The following is a 17,590-nucleotide window of genomic DNA, read 5'->3' as shown; positions in this document are numbered from 1 at the left end:
ATTTAGTCTATTTTTCAATGATTAAGATGCATGTACTGCTAATGGTACTAACTTCTCCACTTTACGTACTTGGATTTTTACTTTTTTCATACTAAAACCTCCCTTACTTATTTAGTCTATTTTTCAATGATTAAGCTGTATGTACCAATGCTAATGGTACTAACTTCTCTACTTTACGTACTTGAATTTTAACTTTTTTCACTATTTCCACTCCCCTCCATATAATACATAAAATGTCTATCTGAGCTGTTGATACTATCTTAACACACTAATTAGAATTTTCTAACTATTTTTTCCGAAAATCCACCTATATTTTACAAATTTTTTTCGACATTCTACATGTGGATTTGTATTCACACCAATTATAAATCAAATAATTCCATCACTACTTAGTTTTATATCCCCTCCACACTTCTATAATCCAACTTTTTATACTCACATAAAAAGTCCAAACTTGAAACACACAAAAAATCAATCCCTATAAAAAAGTATTTCCCGCAATCAATACTCAATTGCAGAAAATACTTTTCGGATTAATAGGACTATTGGAATTTTATTTACTATCTTTTTCTGTTATATAAGCCCACTTAAAGCTATATTCTGGACTAATGTTATGTTTCACAATGCCTTTTACATTAGGTTTCATTACATATGCTCTACCAGTTTGATATAAAGGTACCATTCCTGCATCTTCAAGTAATAATTTTTCTGCTTTCCCTAATGTTTCCCAACGTTTCTTCGTATCACTCAATAATTCATTACCTGCTTTTTCTACCATTTCATCATATTTTGGGTTTGAATAACTCATCTGATTATTCGGACTCTTCGACTCAAACATGTCGATAAATGTCATTGGATCCGCATAGTCTGGACTCCATCCACCATATGAAATTTCATAGTCTTGCGCTGATTCTAATTTTAGTTTTTGTTTGAACGGCTGAATTTTCGTATTAATTGTTACACCTTTTAAGTTTTTCTCAATTTGATCTTTAAAGTAATCGGCAATCTTCTTCGCAGTTCCATCATCATAGCTTAGTAACTCAATCGTAACTTGATCTTTTCCAAGCTCTTTTTTCGCTTCTTCCCAAGCTGCTGCTCCTTTTTTCGGATTATACTTCAGGCCATTTTTAAATGTATCTTGAAAGTCTTTACCATCCGGTCCTGTCGCCAGCCCTTTTGGAACCAATTGATCTGTAGCTTTTGAACCATTGTTTAAAATAACGTTTGCCAAACCTTTTTTATCAATGGATAATGCGATTGCTTCACGAAGTTTTTTACTTTTCAATGGTGTGTCTTGTCCATTACGTTTTTGATTTAAGCGTAAGAAGAATGTGCTTGCTTCTGAATACTCACCGTATTCACCTTTATTCGATTTATATTTATCTACAAATTCTCCAGAGAGTAGTGCAAAATCAAGAGAATCCGTATCATATAAATTCACTCGTGTAGCAACTTCTTTTACTACACTATAATTAATTTCTTCTAATTTCACAGTCTTTTTATCCCAATACTTATCATTTTTCTTCAATTGCCAGCCTTGTTCATGTTTCCATGAAGACATCACAAACGGTCCGTTATACAACGTTGTATCTGCTTCTAAACCGAACTTAGCTCCTTTTTCTTTTACGAACTTTTCATTTAACGGATAGTAGGATGGGAATGCTGTTAAATTTAAAAAATACGGTACTGGCTTTTCTAATTCTACTTCTAGCGTATAATCATCTATAGCTTTCACTCCTAGGTCAGTTACAGGCTTTTCTCCTTTATTAATTACTTCTGCATTTTTAATATAATAAGCTATAAATGCATATTCAGAAGCTGTATTTTTATCTAATAATCTCTGCCATGCATATACAAAGTCTTTTGCTGTCACAGGATCGCCATTTGACCACGTTGCATCTTTCCTTAGCTTAAATGTATATTTCTTACCATCCTCACTTTTTGTGCTAGATTCCGCAGCAGCTGGAATCGGCTTATTATCTTTATCAAGACGATATAAACCTTCCATTGTATTTCCTAAAATTTGCGCGCCAACAACATCAGTTGACTTTGAAGTATCCATCGTCGGAATTTCTTGAGTTTCTGTACGATTTAATACTTGCTTTGCTGCATATTTAATATCAGATTTCTTCTCTTCTCCACCATTACTAGACGTCGTAGTCGTTTTTTTCTCTCCACCAGAACCAGAACATGCTGTTAAAGCCATACTCATTGCTAGCACTGGTGCCACAACCGCCGTGAACTTCTTCATCTTTTTCTTCATTATTGTACCCTCCCCAATTATATGTACGAAAATAACTTTGAGAGATTTTCCACTAACATAGTTATCAGAAAATTCTTATTAATTAATATTCTACTGTTTTTTTCGGTTTTGTAAAGTTATTTTTAAAATATTTATAATATTTTGTGGTAATGATATATTTTTTATTACTACTATGTGGATTATCCCCCCACCTACTATATGTTAGTACCATTTTCCTTATTCCTCTCTTTTTGTATTTCATTTCATAATAAAAAGCACTTCAAAGTGGCTACTTTGAAGTGCTTTTTCAACTCTATTATTTCTCAGTTACATACGCCCACTTATAGCTATATTGCGGGCTAATATTATGTTTAACAACACCTTTAATATTTGGTTTCATAGCATAAGATCTAGCAAGTTGATATACAGGTACAATTGCTACATCCTCTTCAAGAAGTAACTTTTCTGCTTTTCCTAGCTCTTCCCAACGTTTTTTCGCGTCACCCATTAATTCGCCGCCAGCTTTTTTAATCATATCATCATATTTTGAATTAGAGAAACTCATTTGGTTATGAGAATGATTCGATTCAAACATATCTAAGAATGTCATTGGATCTAAATAATCTGGGCTCCATCCGCCATATGAAATATCATAATCTTGCTCTGATTCCAATTTTAGTTTTTGTTTAAACGGTTGAAGTTTAATATTTACTGTTACACCTTTTAAGTTTTTCTCAATTTGATCTTTTACATATTCCCCAACTTTTTTCGCATTACCAGTATCATAGTTCAAGAGTTCAATTGTCACTTGGTCTTTTCCAAGTTCTTTTTTCGCTTCTTCCCATGCAGCAGCTGCTTTTTTCGCATCTGGTTTGAGACCGTTTTTAAACGTTTCTTGGAAGTCTTTCCCATCAGGTCCAATTGCTAAACCTTTCGGTACTACATAATCAGCCGCTTTAGATCCATCATTTAAAATAACATTTGCTAAATTCTTTTTATCAATTGATAACGCAATTGCTTCGCGTAATTTCTTGCTCTTTAATGGTGTATCTTGTCCACCACGTTTTTGATTTAAGCGTATAAAGAACGTACTTGGTTCATTATATACCCCATATTCCTCTTTATTATTTCTAAATTTGTCAACAAATTCTCCTGTTAATAAAGCGAAATCAATTTGACCACTATCATATAAATTCACAATAGTTGCTGGCTCTTTTACAACACTATAGTTAATTTCATCTAATTTTACAGTCTTTTTATCCCAATATTGATCATTCTTCTTCAGTTTCCAACCTTGTTCATGCTTCCAATCAGAAAGAACGAACGGCCCATTATATACTGTTGTATCAGATTCTAAACCGTATTTATCCCCTTTTTCTGTTACGAACTTCTCATTTAATGGATAGTACGATGGGAATGCTACTAAGTTTAAGAAGTATGGTACTGCTTGTTCTAATTCAACTTCTAAAGTAAGGTCGTCTATTGCCTTTACTCCTAGTTCAGTTACAGGTTTTTCCCCTTTATTAACCGCTTCTGCATTTTTAATCGGGAATGCGATAAATGCATACTCAGCAGCTGTTTTTGGATCTAATAGACGTTTCCATGCAAATACGAAATCTTTCGCTGTTACAGGATCACCATTTGACCATTTTGCATCTTTACGTAATTTGAATGTATATTTTTTACCATCCTCACTCTTCGTGCTTGACTCTGCCGCAGCTGGGATTGGTTTATTATCTTTATCTAAACGGTATAGTCCTTCCATTGTATTACCTAAAATTTGAGAACCTACAACGTCTGTATTTTTCGAAGTATCCATTGTTGGAATTTCTTGGTTTTCTGTTTTATTGAACACTTGTTTCGCTGCTAATTTTTCTTCTGATTTGCTATCTCCACCAGAGCTAGAATTTGTATTTGTCTTCTTATCTCCACCTGATGTAGAACATGCTGTCAATGCCATACTCATTGCTAAAACTGGTGCTACAACTGCTGTTAGTTTTTTCATTTTTTTCTTTTTCACTTTCTGTACCCTCCCTAATTCTTAACGCTCTCATTTAAGAATTTTCTGATAATTCTGTTTTTCTTTATATATTTATCAGAAGATTCTTATTAACTATTATTCTACTAATTTTTCGAGTTTTGTAAAGCGTTATTATTGAAAATTTTTAAAAAATTATTTTTTTACAGTAATATTCATAAAAATTCCATACTCTTTCGAAACACTATATCTCATTGAATTCTATGTATTGATTTAATAGTCTTTATCTCCCTACACTACAAAACACTTGTAAATTATTGTTAATAAATAATGTATATCGTAACAAACCTCTTTTCTACAAAAATAAAAAAGCAGACATTATGCCTGCTTTAATTCTCCTCAATCTGCTTTTCACTTAATCCTAGATGTGTTCTAAGCGTATTACTTAAACTCTGCAAATCTTTTTTATTAGGATTATAATAATATACACGTTTCCCATTTGGACCATTAGGTAAATATAAATCATCACCAGCTAATTGAATCTTTTCAACTGAACCATTTAAACCGTATTTATAAAAAGATAAAATATCATCCATTACTAAATTTGTTTTAAAATCACCGTCAACTGCCTCAACTATTTTTTCTAGCTTCGTAATCGAGCCTACACTTTTTAATTTACTTAACATCGCTTCAATAACAAGTTGTTGGCGCTGACCTCTCATTGCATCACTATCAATATGACGCGTTCTTGCCAGTGCAAGTGCTTCTTCCCCTGTTAATTTTTGTAGTCCTTTTTTCAAATGGATTGCGTCGGGTTCATCTTTACTATTTTGCTCTGTAAATTCAACTGGGACATTTACTTCAATCCCATCTAATCCATCAACAATTTTAGTAAATGCATTAAAATTAAACTTCACAAAATAATCAACAGGCACTTGTAACAATTTTTCTACCGCTTCCACTGAAGCTTGCGGTCCTCCATCTTTACCATTTTTAACGAAACCACTTCCATATGCATGTGTTATTTTATCTTTTTTCTTTTCAACTGGAACATATGTATATGTATCACGTGGTATGCTCGTTAATTTCACTGTCTTATCATCTTTATTAAAAGTAGCTAGCAGTAGTGCATCTGTATGAAAAGCACCATTATACTCCTTTTGTCGTTCTTGATTTTCATCAATTCCCATAATTAAAAGTGAAACATTATTTGTAATTGGTTTTACGGCGTTCTCACGTAAGTTTGATTTTTCACCACGCGCTAAATTCAGACTAGACTTTTGTACGAGATTAGAAGTTTTCATATACACATAAGCACTGTATCCAACTCCGCCAAATAGTAATACTACTAACAAGACACTTATTACCGTTGTCTTCTTATATTTTCTTTTATTTTTCTTTTCTCTTGAAGAAGAGGTATTCTCCATATATTTCCCTCCGTTTTCTATTCACCTAATATGTTTTTCAATTTTTCATAATTAGCGCTATCCTTTTGAAATACATTCTCTTTCAATCCTTTGTTTATTTGTATCCATTCAGTCGTAATCGAATATTGAATCATACCTTCGTGGAAACTAAGGAATTTTAGCATAATCCCCGTATTTTTCTCTACAACCATTTCAAATTTCCCTCTTAAATCTTCAGATGTACTTACAGGCATTTCTATGTTTATTGTCCCTTCTATTTTGTAGCAATCCAGTCCAAGATACTTCGTTTCTTTATAATTCCAATCTTTATATCGAATTAATAGATCAGCAAATTCTGATTGAATACTATACTTAGAGAATCCCACATATTCATCATCATATCTTTTTTTCTCGCCTGATTTTCTCAATAATCTTTCCGTAGGATTTAATTTTAATAGTTCATAGTTTCTTTCTTTCGGGCTCCATTTCGTCTCTTTGTACGTATACTTCTCATCATCAAATTCTTTTTTCTTGCCCTCGTTATATATAATTGTTCGTTTTTTCGTTAGCTTATCTTCTTTCGAAGAGATACCTCTTTGTTGCTCCGTATCAATCGCATATTTGTATGTTGTAGCGATTCTTGACGAACTAGAATATTCCTCAAATTGTCCTGAAATATTTTTAAAATGATCAATGGAATCCAACATCTTTTCATGAATCTTTTCTTTATCTGGATAATTTACGTTCGATTTTATTTCTTCTTCATTTTCATAATCAGAAAACGCCTTTTTCTTTACGTATTCAAATACTCCACCATTTTGAGCAAAAATTTGATCAGAAAACTCCGACATAGACACAATTGAAAGTGTTAGAACCGCTGCACTTATAACCATCATATAAACTCTGTAACCTTTCTTTTTTACAGGGAGATTATGTAGTGTACGATTAATCTTTTCATTTAACTCTGGCGGTACTATAACATTCTCGTCTTTTATTCTCTTTTTTAATTTCTCATCAAATAATTTTTCATTATCCACTCTTTACACCTCCTATTCCATCTTTAATCGTTTTTGCAGTTGTTCCCTCGCACGTGACAATCTCGATTTCACTGTTCCTTTTGGTATTTCTAAAAGCTTTGCTATACTCTCTTGATTCATATCTTCATAATAATAAAGAACCGTAACAGCTCTTAATTCTTCATGTAACGATTGAATCGCATTACACAAATCTATATCTTCATACTGATCACACGCACTCATATTGTAATCATTCTCTTCTGTCACAATTACCTTTTTATACGCTCTAATAATATTGTTACACTCATTCATTAAAATTCGAATTAACCAAGTTTGAAAAAACTCTTCTTTTTTTAATTTTTTTATATTTTCATAGGCTTTTAAAATTGTTGCCTGTATCGCATCCTCTATATTTGTCTCATCACGTAACATAGCCTTTGCAATACGATACATCTTCATTTTTTCTGTATGTATAAGCGCCATAAAAGCTTCATGATCACCTTTTTTCGCTAAGGAAACATCGGTTTCTTCTTTTACAATCATTTTATATAAAGGGATTACTTTCACAATTGCTCCTCCTGTTTCATCCTCACTTCAAATTTAACTTTACATGTATTAGACGGATGAGCCTAGAAAAAGGTTCATTTTTTTGAATATTTCCATAAAAAAAGGTAAACATTCTTCATGTTTACCTTTACTCAGATGTAATTCTAAGGAAATATCCATCTGGATCGACAACTTTAAATCCCCGCATCTCCCACGGATAAGTTTGAATTTCTTCTTGTATTGTGCATCGCTTCTCTTTGCAACGTTCATATACTTCTTCAATCCGATTGACAACAATAATTAGTTCAAAGCCATTCCCCTTCATGTCTTTCCGATTGTAAAAATAGTGATTTTCACTCAATGTTGAATCAGTAGCTAGTAACAGAGAAAACTGATCGTGATTAAAGCGTGCTGCATGCATACTTCTTTTATACAACTGTAAACCAATTACTTCTTCATAAAACAATAATGACTTCTCAATATCATTTACATATAGCTTAACCCGGAACAAATGATTCATTCGTTTCCTCCTCATCAAAAAAAGCCCACTTTCTCAGTGGACTTTCTACTTTACAACGGTAAATCCCTTTTCCTAAACACTACAATTGCTACTATGAAAATACAAAGTGCTCCAGCAGTTAAACCTATACTCACTGGCCATATATTATACGTTCCCTCAGCAATTTCTTTCGGACGAAATAGCGTAAATAATGATATATTTCTCATCCACTCTAACTTATCGCTTAATTTACCTACCATATCCGTTACGAAAAATAAAATAGTTAAACTTGCTGAGTAGCTAAGTGCCTTTCTTTCGTCATTACATATACAAGAAAAGAAAAATGAATACGCACTAACGACTAAAAATATTAACCCACCGACTATATTTATCTTCAGGAATAATTCTTTATTTAAGTTATTATCTTGTAGAAACCACTCTGCACCTACTATACCCGCTACATACGTAACAGTTACTATGATTAGTAGCCCTAATACGAGAATAGCCGCTTGCGTGATTGCAATTTGCACTCTAGATACAGGTGTTGCTAGCAAGTATGCCATCGCTCCTTTATCTACATGACGAGCAATTAAATGCGTTGCAACTGTTACACAAAAAATTGTTAATATGATAATAAACAATAGACTATAATATTCGCCAGCTAAAAAATCCATTACGTTTTGAATCGGACTTTCCATTCCAACAATTTTTTTCACACTATCAGGCATAGCACTTATTAATTCATTTAACCCTTTCGCTGATACCATTGAAGGGAAGATCCAAATTAACAACCATAAATATAGAGCTGCACCAGTTGCATAACTCAAAATACTTTTTTGTGTTTCTTTCAAACTAGCTAAAAACAATTGCTTATTCATGCTTTATCCCTTCTTTCTTATCATAATAATGCATAAATAAATGTTCTAAATCCATTGCTCTCGTTTGAAGCGCCGTTACATTATAGTTTGAAAGTGTTTGTAAAACAGTTTGATAGTTTCCTTGCACAATAATCGATGCTTCTCTACCTTTCACCGCTTCAAATTGCAAATTACATTGTGTAAGAGATTCAATCTCTTCTTGCGATGATACGGTTACATCTATTACCTGTCGTCTCAAGCTTTGTAAATCATGAATATTTTCAACCGTTACAAGGCGACCATCTTTAATTATAGCCACTCTGTCACAAGTTCTCTCAATCTCAGTAAAAATGTGCGATGACATAAGGATTGTTTTCCCTCTTTGCTTTTCTTCTAATATTAAATCTATAAACACTTGCTGCATAAGTGGATCGAGTCCTGAAGTCGGTTCATCTAAAATTAACACTTCCGGATCATGCATAAAAGCAGCAACAATTCCTACTTTTTGCTTCATTCCTTTAGACATTTTTCGAATCGGTGTTTTCACATCAAATTGTAGACGTTCTATTAATTCATCTCGTCTTTTCGTATCCTTTAAGCCGCGCATTCCTTGCATTAACTTTAAAAACTCTAATCCGTTCATTCCTTCAATAAAAGAAATTTCTCCTGGTAAATAACCAACTTCCCTTTGAATCTTCGCGGCATCATTCCAACAATCTAATCCGAAAATTGAAGATTTTCCAGCTGTCGGTTTTATAAATCCCATTAAAGTACGAATCGTTGTGGATTTCCCGGCACCATTTGGTCCTAAGTAACCGAATACTTCTCCTTCTTTCACTTCAAATGTAATATGAAACAAGCCTTTCCCATTTGAAAACTGCTTTGTAACATTTTGAACTGAAATCATAAGCCCACCTCATTTTTTGAAATATTTATTGCGTGATATTTCAAAATTATTGTACTCCTCATCTTTCATGTTCGCAACAATTTTTTGAAATATTTATATGTCCATATTTCAAAATTATTGTTTTCCATTATTTTTTCTTGTATATTTTAATTGAGGTGATTGCATTGAACGGCTTTGAAAGAGTGAAAGAAAAGAAAAAACGTGCCATTAAAGAAGCAGCTTTCGTATTATTTTCAGAACGTGGATTTAATGAAGTGAAAATAGAGCATATTGCAAAAGAAGCAAACGTTTCTCAAGTTACCATTTATAATCATTTCGGCAGTAAAGAAGCATTATTTAGAGAACTGATACAAGAATTTATAACATCTGAATTTCAATATTATAAAAAACTTGCAGCGGAAAAATTCCCTTTTCATGATATGATGCAAAAAATGATTGTAAGAAAAATGAATACTGGTGGGTTATTTCAGCCAGATATGTTACTACAAATGATGCAAAGAGATGAAGAGCTCCGAGAGTTTATTTTTAGTTATCAAAACGAAAAAATCCTACCTTGGTATTTAGAAATATTAGAACAAGCACAGCAAAAAAATGAAATTAACCCTCACCTTACTAAAGAAATGATGTTGCTATACATTCAAATGTTCACTAAATTAGGTGATGATTTCGGAGCACAGCTTCTTGAAGGAGATCGCGAAAAACATATACAAGATATCGTTACGATGTTCTTTTATGGACTGTCCGTCCCAAAAAAATAATTTTTTCTAAAGAATAAATAAAATCACAAAAAAGCCCTTTGGATATTTAAATCTCAAGGGCTTTTTCATCTCAATAAAATCATTAAAACTAACTTTACCTTAAAGCAGTTAAATGCTGCTTTATAGATAATACCTTATTATAGATTAACTCTTTTAGCATAACTGGCTGAATTGAGATAATCGTTTCACCGAAATTCAGAAAATAACTTGAAATAAATTCAACTTCTTGCTTGTTAAAATAGCCTGTTATACTATAATTTTCATTTCCTTTTTGTATCTTCATAGAAGGATAATTCTCTTTATCAAAAATGTCTTTTCCTTTTTGATTAACAATGACACGAAAATCAATTGCATCCGGCTTTCTGTGAAAAGTAGTAAGATAACTTAATAATTCTTCAAGATTTTTTGGATTCGTATTGCTTGTTTCCACAATAGAAAGAATTTTATCACATCTAATTATTTGAACATGATTTGTCTCAAAATTAAAGATTTTAGCATACCACTGGCCAAATTTAGATTCTATTCGAATAAATTGGGCGACCAATACTTTCTCCTCATCTTTTTTTAAATATGTTAAATGATAAACTCGCTCAGCAAAAATTCCCTGTAAAATTTCTTTTAAGAACGGACTAAAATTACTATGATTTGTTACTTCAAAAGAAAGCGTTCGTTCCATAATTGAAATATTTTTACTCACATTATCAGGTAATACATGTTTAAATTTATTTTCAAGTGCAATACTTTCTATATTAAATGGTTTCGTCTTGTATCCATTTAATGTAAGAATCGAAAAGTATAACGCATACATTTCATCCACACTAAAATAAATTGGCGATAACACGCTATTTTCTATAATTTTATAACTTCCATTTCTACCTAGTTCAGAATATAATGGTACACCTATTTCTTCCAATGATTGAATATCTCGTAAAGCTGTACTTTTAGAAATAGCATATCTAACCATTAAATCCTTTAAATTAAAATGCCTTTTATTATTTAAGAAAATAAGCATATCATTAATTCGTTCCGTTTTTTTCATATTTCCCTCCCGAAAGGTGTCATGTATTGAAACCTTTTTAGTCTATATTATAATTATTAACTAATAAAGGAGTTATATATTTATGACATTAGAAATAGCTATTTTTCTTTCAATGAATGGGCATGCAGAGGAGGCAATTAATTTTTATACACGCAATTTAGAAGCTAAGCAGTTAGTGATTGTTACGTATGAAGAACTGGCGAAAAGAGATCGTTCTTTTAAAATTACAAGTGAAAATAAGGATCATATTGCTCACTCTGTTTTAAAAATTGGGAATACAAAGCTAATGATAGCAGAAGATACAATGAATCCTAAGGAACGTTATAACGTTGGAAATAACATGTCACTTTGCATTCAAAGCGCTAATTTAGAAGAAATACAAAGATTTTATAATAATTTAGTTTCCGATAAGAACGTGAAGGTAATCTCTCAGCTAGAAAAAAATATCTTTAGTGAAGCATATGGTATTATTGAAGATCCATACGGCATACAAATCCAGTTAATGTATGACAAACGATTAGGCTAAATAATTAGCCCTATTCACATATTCTCAATAAAAAAAGACACGAAATTCGTGTCTTTTTTATTTTACAGTGATAACTCTACCCGTTTCACTACTTTCAATCGCTAATTGAATAAGTCGAATAACTTCTAAGCCTTCTTGTGCTGTTACAGGTGGTTTCTCACCATTTATAATACTATCTCTTACACCTTTATAATACATATCATAACAGCCAACTTCTGTCGAAATACGCTCTAGCTTTTCTTCCGTGTCTAAAGTAGCGAAATTCTCTTCAGCATCTACTCCATAACCGTTATCGCCTGGCTTCATTCCATTTTTTAATTGTTCTTCCTGTGAATCCATACCGTATTTCACGATAGAACCTTTATCTCCATGCAGTGTAAAGTGTGGACCTGCTTGCTTTACGTAACTGCTACTATGTAAAGTGACACGTTTAACACCGTAGTGAAGTATAACATGGAAGTAGTCATCAATTTCTGCACCTGGTCGTTGTTTGATCACATCTGCACTTATCGCATCTGGTTTCCCAAATAATGATAATGCTTGGTCAATTAAATGCGACCCTAAATCATATAATATCCCTGATCCTGGTAAATTCTTTTCTCTCCAGCGATCACGTACATTCGGACGAAAACGATCGAAATGCGCTTCATATGCGTATAAATTCCCTATTCTGTTTTCTTCTAACAATTTCTTTATCGTTAAGAAATCATTATCAAAACGACGATTATGATATACACTTACTACCACATTATGTTGCTCTGCTAACGAAATAAGCTCTTCCCCTTCTTCAATTGAAACAACGAATGGTTTCTCCACAACTACATGCTTACCATGTAAAATTACCTCTTTTACATATGGAAAATGAGTCGTATTCGGTGAAGTAATGACCACTAAGTCAATATCAGCACGATTTACTAATTCCTCAATTGTGCCAACAACTTCAGCGTTTGGTAATGCTTGTTTCACGAGTTCTTCTTTTGATGATAAAATAGCACGAATATCATATTCTTCTATCGTTTGTAATAATGGAATGTGAAATGTTGTACTAGAAAATCCAAATCCTACAATTCCTACACCTATTTTTTTCATGTTGCCCCTCCATTTATCCCGCTTTAACGGACAGTAAGACCCCTACCTCAAAATTCAGCGAAAGTAAAGAAGTTAGTTGAGGAATCAACTGCTCGTAAAAGTCCGATTGATTAAAGTTTCACTTTATGAGAACGATTTCATTCAGTTATTATAACAAGATTATTATTATTTACATAATAATTTGCCTAGAAAAAAGCATCTTGCCATTATTCATAGCAAGATGCCTTTTTTACTCCGGTCGTTTTTTCGTCCACGTTTCAATAACTTCACCTGTATCGTTAACATCTAGCACTAAACTACCGTTACTATACCGGTCTTTATTTCGATACGCTTTCGGATCAATTTCTTCTACAATGTGTTTCTCTGTCTTCATGTAAACTAGTTCATCGTCTCTAACAATTTCAATACCGACAATACGGTATGGATTACGTTTTAACTCCTTGAAAATAACAAGACCTCGCTTCGCCCTCGTTGATTTCTCAATTTCTGATGCTTTTAGACGTTTTACAGCACCGCGCTGCGTTACGAGAATAAGTTGATCTTTGTCACCATTTAACGGTTTACCAGAAGCGACATAATCATCTTCTTTTAAGTTAATTGCTTTCACACCAGCGGCCCTTACACCGACTGGACTTACTTCATCTTCATGGAAAATAAGTGCATATGCACCATAGGTTGCAAGAACAATATCACTCGTTCCATCTGTTGCAAATATATCTACAACATAATCATCTTTTTTCAAATTCACAGCGACGAACGCTCTTGAATAACGCTGAACTTTATATTGGTTTAATTCTGTTTTCTTAATCATACCATTTCGTGTAACAAATACGATAAATCGTTTTTCTTCTTCAAAGTTCGGTACGACGGTCGCCCAAATAATCATTTCATCCCGCTCGAGCGAAACGAGATTCGCAACGTGTTGACCTAAATCTTTCCAACGAATTTCTGGCATTTCATATACTGGCAGATATATATAGTTTCCTTTATTCGTAAATAAGAGGACTGTCTCTGTCGTATTCGTATCGAATCGCTCCAGTAAGATGTCACCCTCTTTCATACCGAAGTCTTTCCCGTTCGATGCATTATGTGAACGCCAACCTGTTCGTTTCACATATCCTTCTTTCGTTACAGTAACGATGACATCTTCCTGCGGAATCATAACTTCCACATCGATTTTAATTTCCTCAATTTGTTCTTCAATAATAGCACGGCGATCATCACTATATGTTTTCTTTACTCTCTTCAAATCTGTTTTAATAACTTGAAGAAGTCTTTTTTCACTTTGTAAAATTGCCTGTAATTCTGCAATTTTTGTACTTAATTCATCCGCTTCTTTTTCTAGTGCTGTAATATCTGTATTTGTTAAACGATATAATTGCAACGAAACGATTGCTTCTGATTGTGCTTCTGTAAAGCCGAATTTAGCACTTAAGTTATCTTTCGCATTACGCTTATCTTTAGAAGATCTAATCGTTTCGATTACTTGATCTAAAATTGATAATGCTTTCATTAAACCTTCAACAATATGTTGACGATTTTCCGCTTTTCGTAATTCATACCGAGAACGCTTTGTTACAACTTCTTTTTGGTGTCCAATATATGCATCCAAAATTTTTGGTAACGTCATAAGTGTAGGACGACGATTATTTATCGCAACCATATTAAAGTTATATGGAATTTGTAAATCTGTATTCTTATATAAATAATTTAAAATACCTTCAGCATTTACTTCTTTTTTTAACTCTACAACGATACGAAGACCTGTACGATCTGTCTCATCACGTACTTCAGCAATTCCATCTAGTTTTTTATCTAGACGTAATTCATCCATTTTTTTAACAAGGTTCGCTTTATTTACTTCATACGGAATTTCTGTAATAACGATTTGTTGCTTACCACCACGAATCGTTTCAACTTCCGCTTTTCCGCGAATAATAATTTTACCTTTTCCTGTTTCATACGCTTTTTTAATACCATCAATCCCTTGAATAATACCACCGGTCGGGAAATCTGGCCCTTTCATAACTGTTAATAAATCATCAACAGTACTATTCGGCTTATCAATACGCATCATCGTCGCATCAATTACTTCCCCAAGGTGATGCGGAGGAATTTCTGTTGCATAACCAGCTGAAATCCCTGTAGATCCGTTCACTAATAAGTTCGGGAACATTGCTGGTAATACAACAGGTTCTTCACTCGTATCATCGAAGTTTGACACAAATTCCACTGTTTCTTTATCAAGATCACGTAATAACTCAGATGCAATTGGTGATAATCGAGCTTCCGTATAACGCATTGCCGCTGCTGGATCGCCATCAACACTACCATTATTACCATGCATTTCAACTAAAACATTACGTACTTTCCAAGTTTGACTTAAACGTACCATCGCCTCATATACAGAGGAATCACCGTGCGGATGGTAATTACCAATAACGTTACCGACTGTTTTAGCTGATTTACGAAACGCTTTATCATGTACATTTCCTTCTACATACATGGAATATAAAATACGTCTTTGTACCGGTTTTAAACCGTCACGCGCATCTGGAAGCGCGCGATCTTGAATAATATATTTACTATAACGTGCAAAGCGGTCACCTAACACGTCTTCAAGCGGGAGGTCATGAAACTTCTCTGCCTGCATGTTATTCCACCTCCGTCTCCATAATCATTTCATTTTCTAAAATATTTCCTTCTTCTTGCATACCAAATTGTACATTTCGTTCGATCCATTTACGGCGAGGTTCTACTTTATCACCCATCAATGTCGTAACTCGGCGCTCCGCTCTTGATGCATCGTCAATTTTCACACGAATCAATGTACGTGTTTCAGGATTCATAGTTGTTTCCCATAATTGATCGGCATTCATTTCGCCAAGTCCTTTATAGCGCTGCAGCATGTAGCCTTTACCGACTTTTTTTGTTACACCATCTAATTCTTCATCAGACCATGCATACTCAATCACTTCACTCTTACCTTTTCCTTTACTTACTTTGTATAAAGGAGGAAGTGCAATAAATACTTTGCCAGCTTCGATAAGTGGTTTCATATATCTGTAGAAGAACGTTAGTAACAATACTTGAATGTGCGCACCATCTGTATCAGCATCGGTCATAATTACAACTTTATCGTAGTTAATATCTTCAACAGCGAATTCATTCCCTACACCACCGCCAATAGCGTAAATGATTGTATTAATCTCTTCATTTTTAAAGATATCAGCAAGTTTTGCTTTTTCTGTATTGATTACTTTACCACGTAACGGTAATACCGCTTGGAAACGTCGATCTCGACCTTGTTTCGCGGAACCGCCGGCAGAGTCACCCTCTACTAGGTACAGTTCATTTTTTTGCGGGTTACGTGATTGTGCTGGTGTTAACTTACCACTTAATGTACCTTCTGATTTCTTTTTCTTTTTACCAGTACGCGCTTCTTCTCTCGCTTTACGAGCAGCTTCACGTGCTTGCGCTGCTTTAACTGCCTTTCTCACAAGAAGTGTAGCAACATCCGGGTTTTCTTCTAAAAAGTAAGCTAAATGCTCAGATACAATTGCATCAATTGAAGAACGAGCTTCACTTGTACCAAGTTTCCCTTTCGTTTGCCCTTCAAACTGAAGTACTTCTTCTGGTACACGTACAGAAACGATAGCCGCTACACCTTCACGAATATCTGTACCTTCTAAGTTTTTATCTTTTTCTTTTAATAACGATACTTTACGAGCATACTCATTGAACACACGCGTCATTGCTGTTTTAAATCCAGCTTCGTGTGTTCCCCCATCTTTTGTACGTACGTTATTTACAAACGAAAGAATGTTTTCTGAATAGCCATCGTTAAACTGGAATGCTAACTCTGCTTCAATTCCGTTTTGTTCACCAGTGAAGTATACAACCGGATGAATCGAATCTTTCTCTTCGTTTAAGTATGAAACGAAAGCTTCAATTCCTGTTTCATAATGAAAGACATCCTCTAAATCATTACGTTCATCTTTTATCGAGATTTTCATTCCTTTTAATAAGAATGCAGATTCACGTAATCTCTCACATAATGTTTCATAATTGTAATTTGTTGTACTGAAAATCGTTGTATCTGGTTTAAAATGTATTGTCGTACCAGACTCTTTCGTCTTCCCGATCTTCTCCAGTGTCGTTGCAGGAATACCACCATTTTCAAAGCGTTGTTCATAAATATTTCCGTCACGTTTAATCGTTACTACTAACCATTCTGACAAGGCATTTACAACTGATGCCCCAACACCGTGTAAACCACCACTCGTTTTGTAACCACCTTGACCAAACTTACCACCGGCATGAAGTACAGTTAAAATGACTTCAGGTGTAGGTTTCCCAAGTTTATGCATTCCCGTAGGCATCCCTCGCCCTTTATCTATAACGCTAATACTATTATCTTTATGTATTACGACAGAAATTTCGTCGCCAAATCCCGCTAACGCTTCATCAACGGAGTTATCTACTATTTCATATACTAAATGATGCAATCCACGGCTATCCGTACTCCCGATATACATACCCGGGCGTTTTCGAACGGCTTCAAGTCCTTCTAGCACTTGAATTGCATCTTCATTATATTGGAACTGATGCTTCGCCAAACTCCTTGCCCCTTTCCTAATTAAATCAGAACATATGTTTCTATTATAGAATAACGCCTCGACTATAGTTTTGGCAAGTTATCTTATCTCTTTTATATACCATTTTCA

The 17,590-nt window shown here is 33.8% G+C and carries 12 protein-coding genes and 3 pseudogenes; 3 read left to right on the top strand and 12 right to left on the bottom strand.

The features are described from left to right. Positions 1-553: 553 nt before the first annotated feature. The 4 genes and pseudogenes from FS802_RS25055 to FS802_RS25040 all read right to left on the bottom strand — a co-directional run bounded on the left by FS802_RS25055 (position 554) and on the right by FS802_RS25040 (position 6,663). Entirely contained in the window at positions 554-2,266 is a 1,713-nt protein-coding gene (locus FS802_RS25055) for a peptide ABC transporter substrate-binding protein (protein WP_176545839.1), read from the bottom strand. A gap of 568 nt (positions 2,267-2,834) precedes the next feature. After that, positions 2,835-4,007 (bottom strand): annotated as a pseudogene (locus FS802_RS25050) (peptide ABC transporter substrate-binding protein); the annotation flags it as partial. Positions 4,008-4,609: 602 nt separating this feature from the next. Continuing rightward, positions 4,610-5,647: an LCP family protein gene (locus tag FS802_RS25045; RefSeq protein WP_098654632.1), complete on the bottom strand. Its 1,038-nt coding sequence runs from the start codon at positions 5,645-5,647 to the stop codon at positions 4,610-4,612. A 17-nt stretch (positions 5,648-5,664) separates the two neighbouring features. Then, positions 5,665-6,663 (bottom strand): anti-sigma factor, encoded by a 999-nt coding sequence (locus tag FS802_RS25040; RefSeq protein WP_098654631.1) that lies wholly within the window; start codon positions 6,661-6,663, stop codon positions 5,665-5,667. Here FS802_RS25040 and FS802_RS32105 point away from each other — a divergent pair. After that, positions 6,633-6,728, top strand: a pseudogene (locus tag FS802_RS32105) (hypothetical protein); the annotation flags it as partial. The gene FS802_RS25040 and the pseudogene FS802_RS32105 overlap by 31 nt on opposite strands. Here the strand turns inward: FS802_RS32105 and FS802_RS25035 are convergent. The 4 genes and pseudogenes from FS802_RS25035 to FS802_RS25020 form a co-directional block, all read right to left on the bottom strand. Beyond that, a pseudogene (locus tag FS802_RS25035) lies at positions 6,700-7,125 on the bottom strand (sigma-70 family RNA polymerase sigma factor); the annotation flags it as partial. The pseudogenes FS802_RS32105 and FS802_RS25035 sit on opposite strands and share 29 nt — an antisense overlap. A gap of 211 nt (positions 7,126-7,336) precedes the next feature. Beyond that, positions 7,337-7,708, bottom strand: a complete 372-nt coding sequence (locus FS802_RS25030; protein ID WP_048544029.1) for a VOC family protein — start codon at positions 7,706-7,708, stop codon at positions 7,337-7,339. 50 nt (positions 7,709-7,758) lie between these two features. Beyond that, positions 7,759-8,565, bottom strand: coding sequence for an ABC transporter permease subunit (locus tag FS802_RS25025; protein ID WP_001041452.1), 807 nt, complete (start codon positions 8,563-8,565; stop codon positions 7,759-7,761). After that, positions 8,558-9,451, bottom strand: coding sequence for an ABC transporter ATP-binding protein (locus FS802_RS25020; protein ID WP_098654630.1), 894 nt, complete (start codon positions 9,449-9,451; stop codon positions 8,558-8,560). Before FS802_RS25020 ends, FS802_RS25025 begins: the two co-directional genes overlap by 8 nt. A gap of 137 nt (positions 9,452-9,588) precedes the next feature. Here FS802_RS25020 and FS802_RS25015 point away from each other — a divergent pair, with 137 nt between their 5' ends. After that, positions 9,589-10,209 carry a TetR/AcrR family transcriptional regulator gene (locus FS802_RS25015; protein WP_142336901.1) on the top strand — a complete coding sequence of 207 codons (621 nt, stop codon included), beginning with the start codon at positions 9,589-9,591 and terminating at the stop codon, positions 10,207-10,209. 94 nt (positions 10,210-10,303) lie between these two features. On the opposite strand, the gene FS802_RS25010 is transcribed toward FS802_RS25015, so the two are convergent. Continuing rightward, the gene (locus FS802_RS25010) at positions 10,304-11,248 is read right to left on the bottom strand and encodes a helix-turn-helix transcriptional regulator (protein ID WP_098654628.1); all 945 of its coding nucleotides are present in this window, start codon (positions 11,246-11,248) and stop codon (positions 10,304-10,306) included. Between the two features lie 82 nt (positions 11,249-11,330). Here FS802_RS25010 and FS802_RS25005 point away from each other — a divergent pair, with 82 nt between their 5' ends. Beyond that, positions 11,331-11,774, top strand: coding sequence for a VOC family protein (locus FS802_RS25005; RefSeq protein WP_098654627.1), 444 nt, complete (start codon positions 11,331-11,333; stop codon positions 11,772-11,774). Between the two features lie 57 nt (positions 11,775-11,831). Here FS802_RS25005 and FS802_RS25000 read toward each other — a convergent pair whose 3' ends face one another. From FS802_RS25000 to parE, 3 genes are all read right to left on the bottom strand, one after another. Further along, complete coding sequence (locus FS802_RS25000) at positions 11,832-12,863, bottom strand: oxidoreductase (protein WP_144525544.1); 1,032 nt, start codon at positions 12,861-12,863, stop codon at positions 11,832-11,834. 229 nt (positions 12,864-13,092) lie between these two features. Continuing rightward, complete coding sequence (gene parC / locus FS802_RS24995; protein WP_098654625.1) at positions 13,093-15,516, bottom strand: DNA topoisomerase IV subunit A; 2,424 nt, start codon at positions 15,514-15,516, stop codon at positions 13,093-13,095. Position 15,517: 1 nt separating this feature from the next. Next, positions 15,518-17,482, bottom strand: coding sequence for a DNA topoisomerase IV subunit B (parE, locus tag FS802_RS24990; RefSeq protein WP_001062190.1), 1,965 nt, complete (start codon positions 17,480-17,482; stop codon positions 15,518-15,520). Positions 17,483-17,590: the final 108 nt, after the last annotated feature.

It is taken from the genome of Bacillus sp. DE0042 (assembly GCF_007680225.1).
Taxonomy (GTDB): Bacteria; Bacillota; Bacilli; order Bacillales; family Bacillaceae_G; genus Bacillus_A; species Bacillus_A wiedmannii.
This window is presented reverse-complemented; position numbering and strand designations above follow the sequence as displayed.

Coding starts and splice junctions, on each gene's coding strand:
- FS802_RS25045 (WP_098654632.1), bottom strand. CDS start 5,647: ATGGAGAATACCTCTTCTTCAAGAGAAAAGAAAAATAAAAGAAAATAT.
- FS802_RS25030 (WP_048544029.1), bottom strand. CDS start 7,708: ATGAATCATTTGTTCCGGGTTAAGCTATATGTAAATGATATTGAGAAG.
- FS802_RS25025 (WP_001041452.1), bottom strand. CDS start 8,565: ATGAATAAGCAATTGTTTTTAGCTAGTTTGAAAGAAACACAAAAAAGT.
- FS802_RS25020 (WP_098654630.1), bottom strand. CDS start 9,451: ATGATTTCAGTTCAAAATGTTACAAAGCAGTTTTCAAATGGGAAAGGC.
- FS802_RS25010 (WP_098654628.1), bottom strand. CDS start 11,248: ATGAAAAAAACGGAACGAATTAATGATATGCTTATTTTCTTAAATAAT.
- FS802_RS25005 (WP_098654627.1), top strand. CDS start 11,331: ATGACATTAGAAATAGCTATTTTTCTTTCAATGAATGGGCATGCAGAG.
- FS802_RS25000 (WP_144525544.1), bottom strand. CDS start 12,863: ATGAAAAAAATAGGTGTAGGAATTGTAGGATTTGGATTTTCTAGTACA.
- parC (WP_098654625.1), bottom strand. CDS start 15,516: ATGCAGGCAGAGAAGTTTCATGACCTCCCGCTTGAAGACGTGTTAGGT.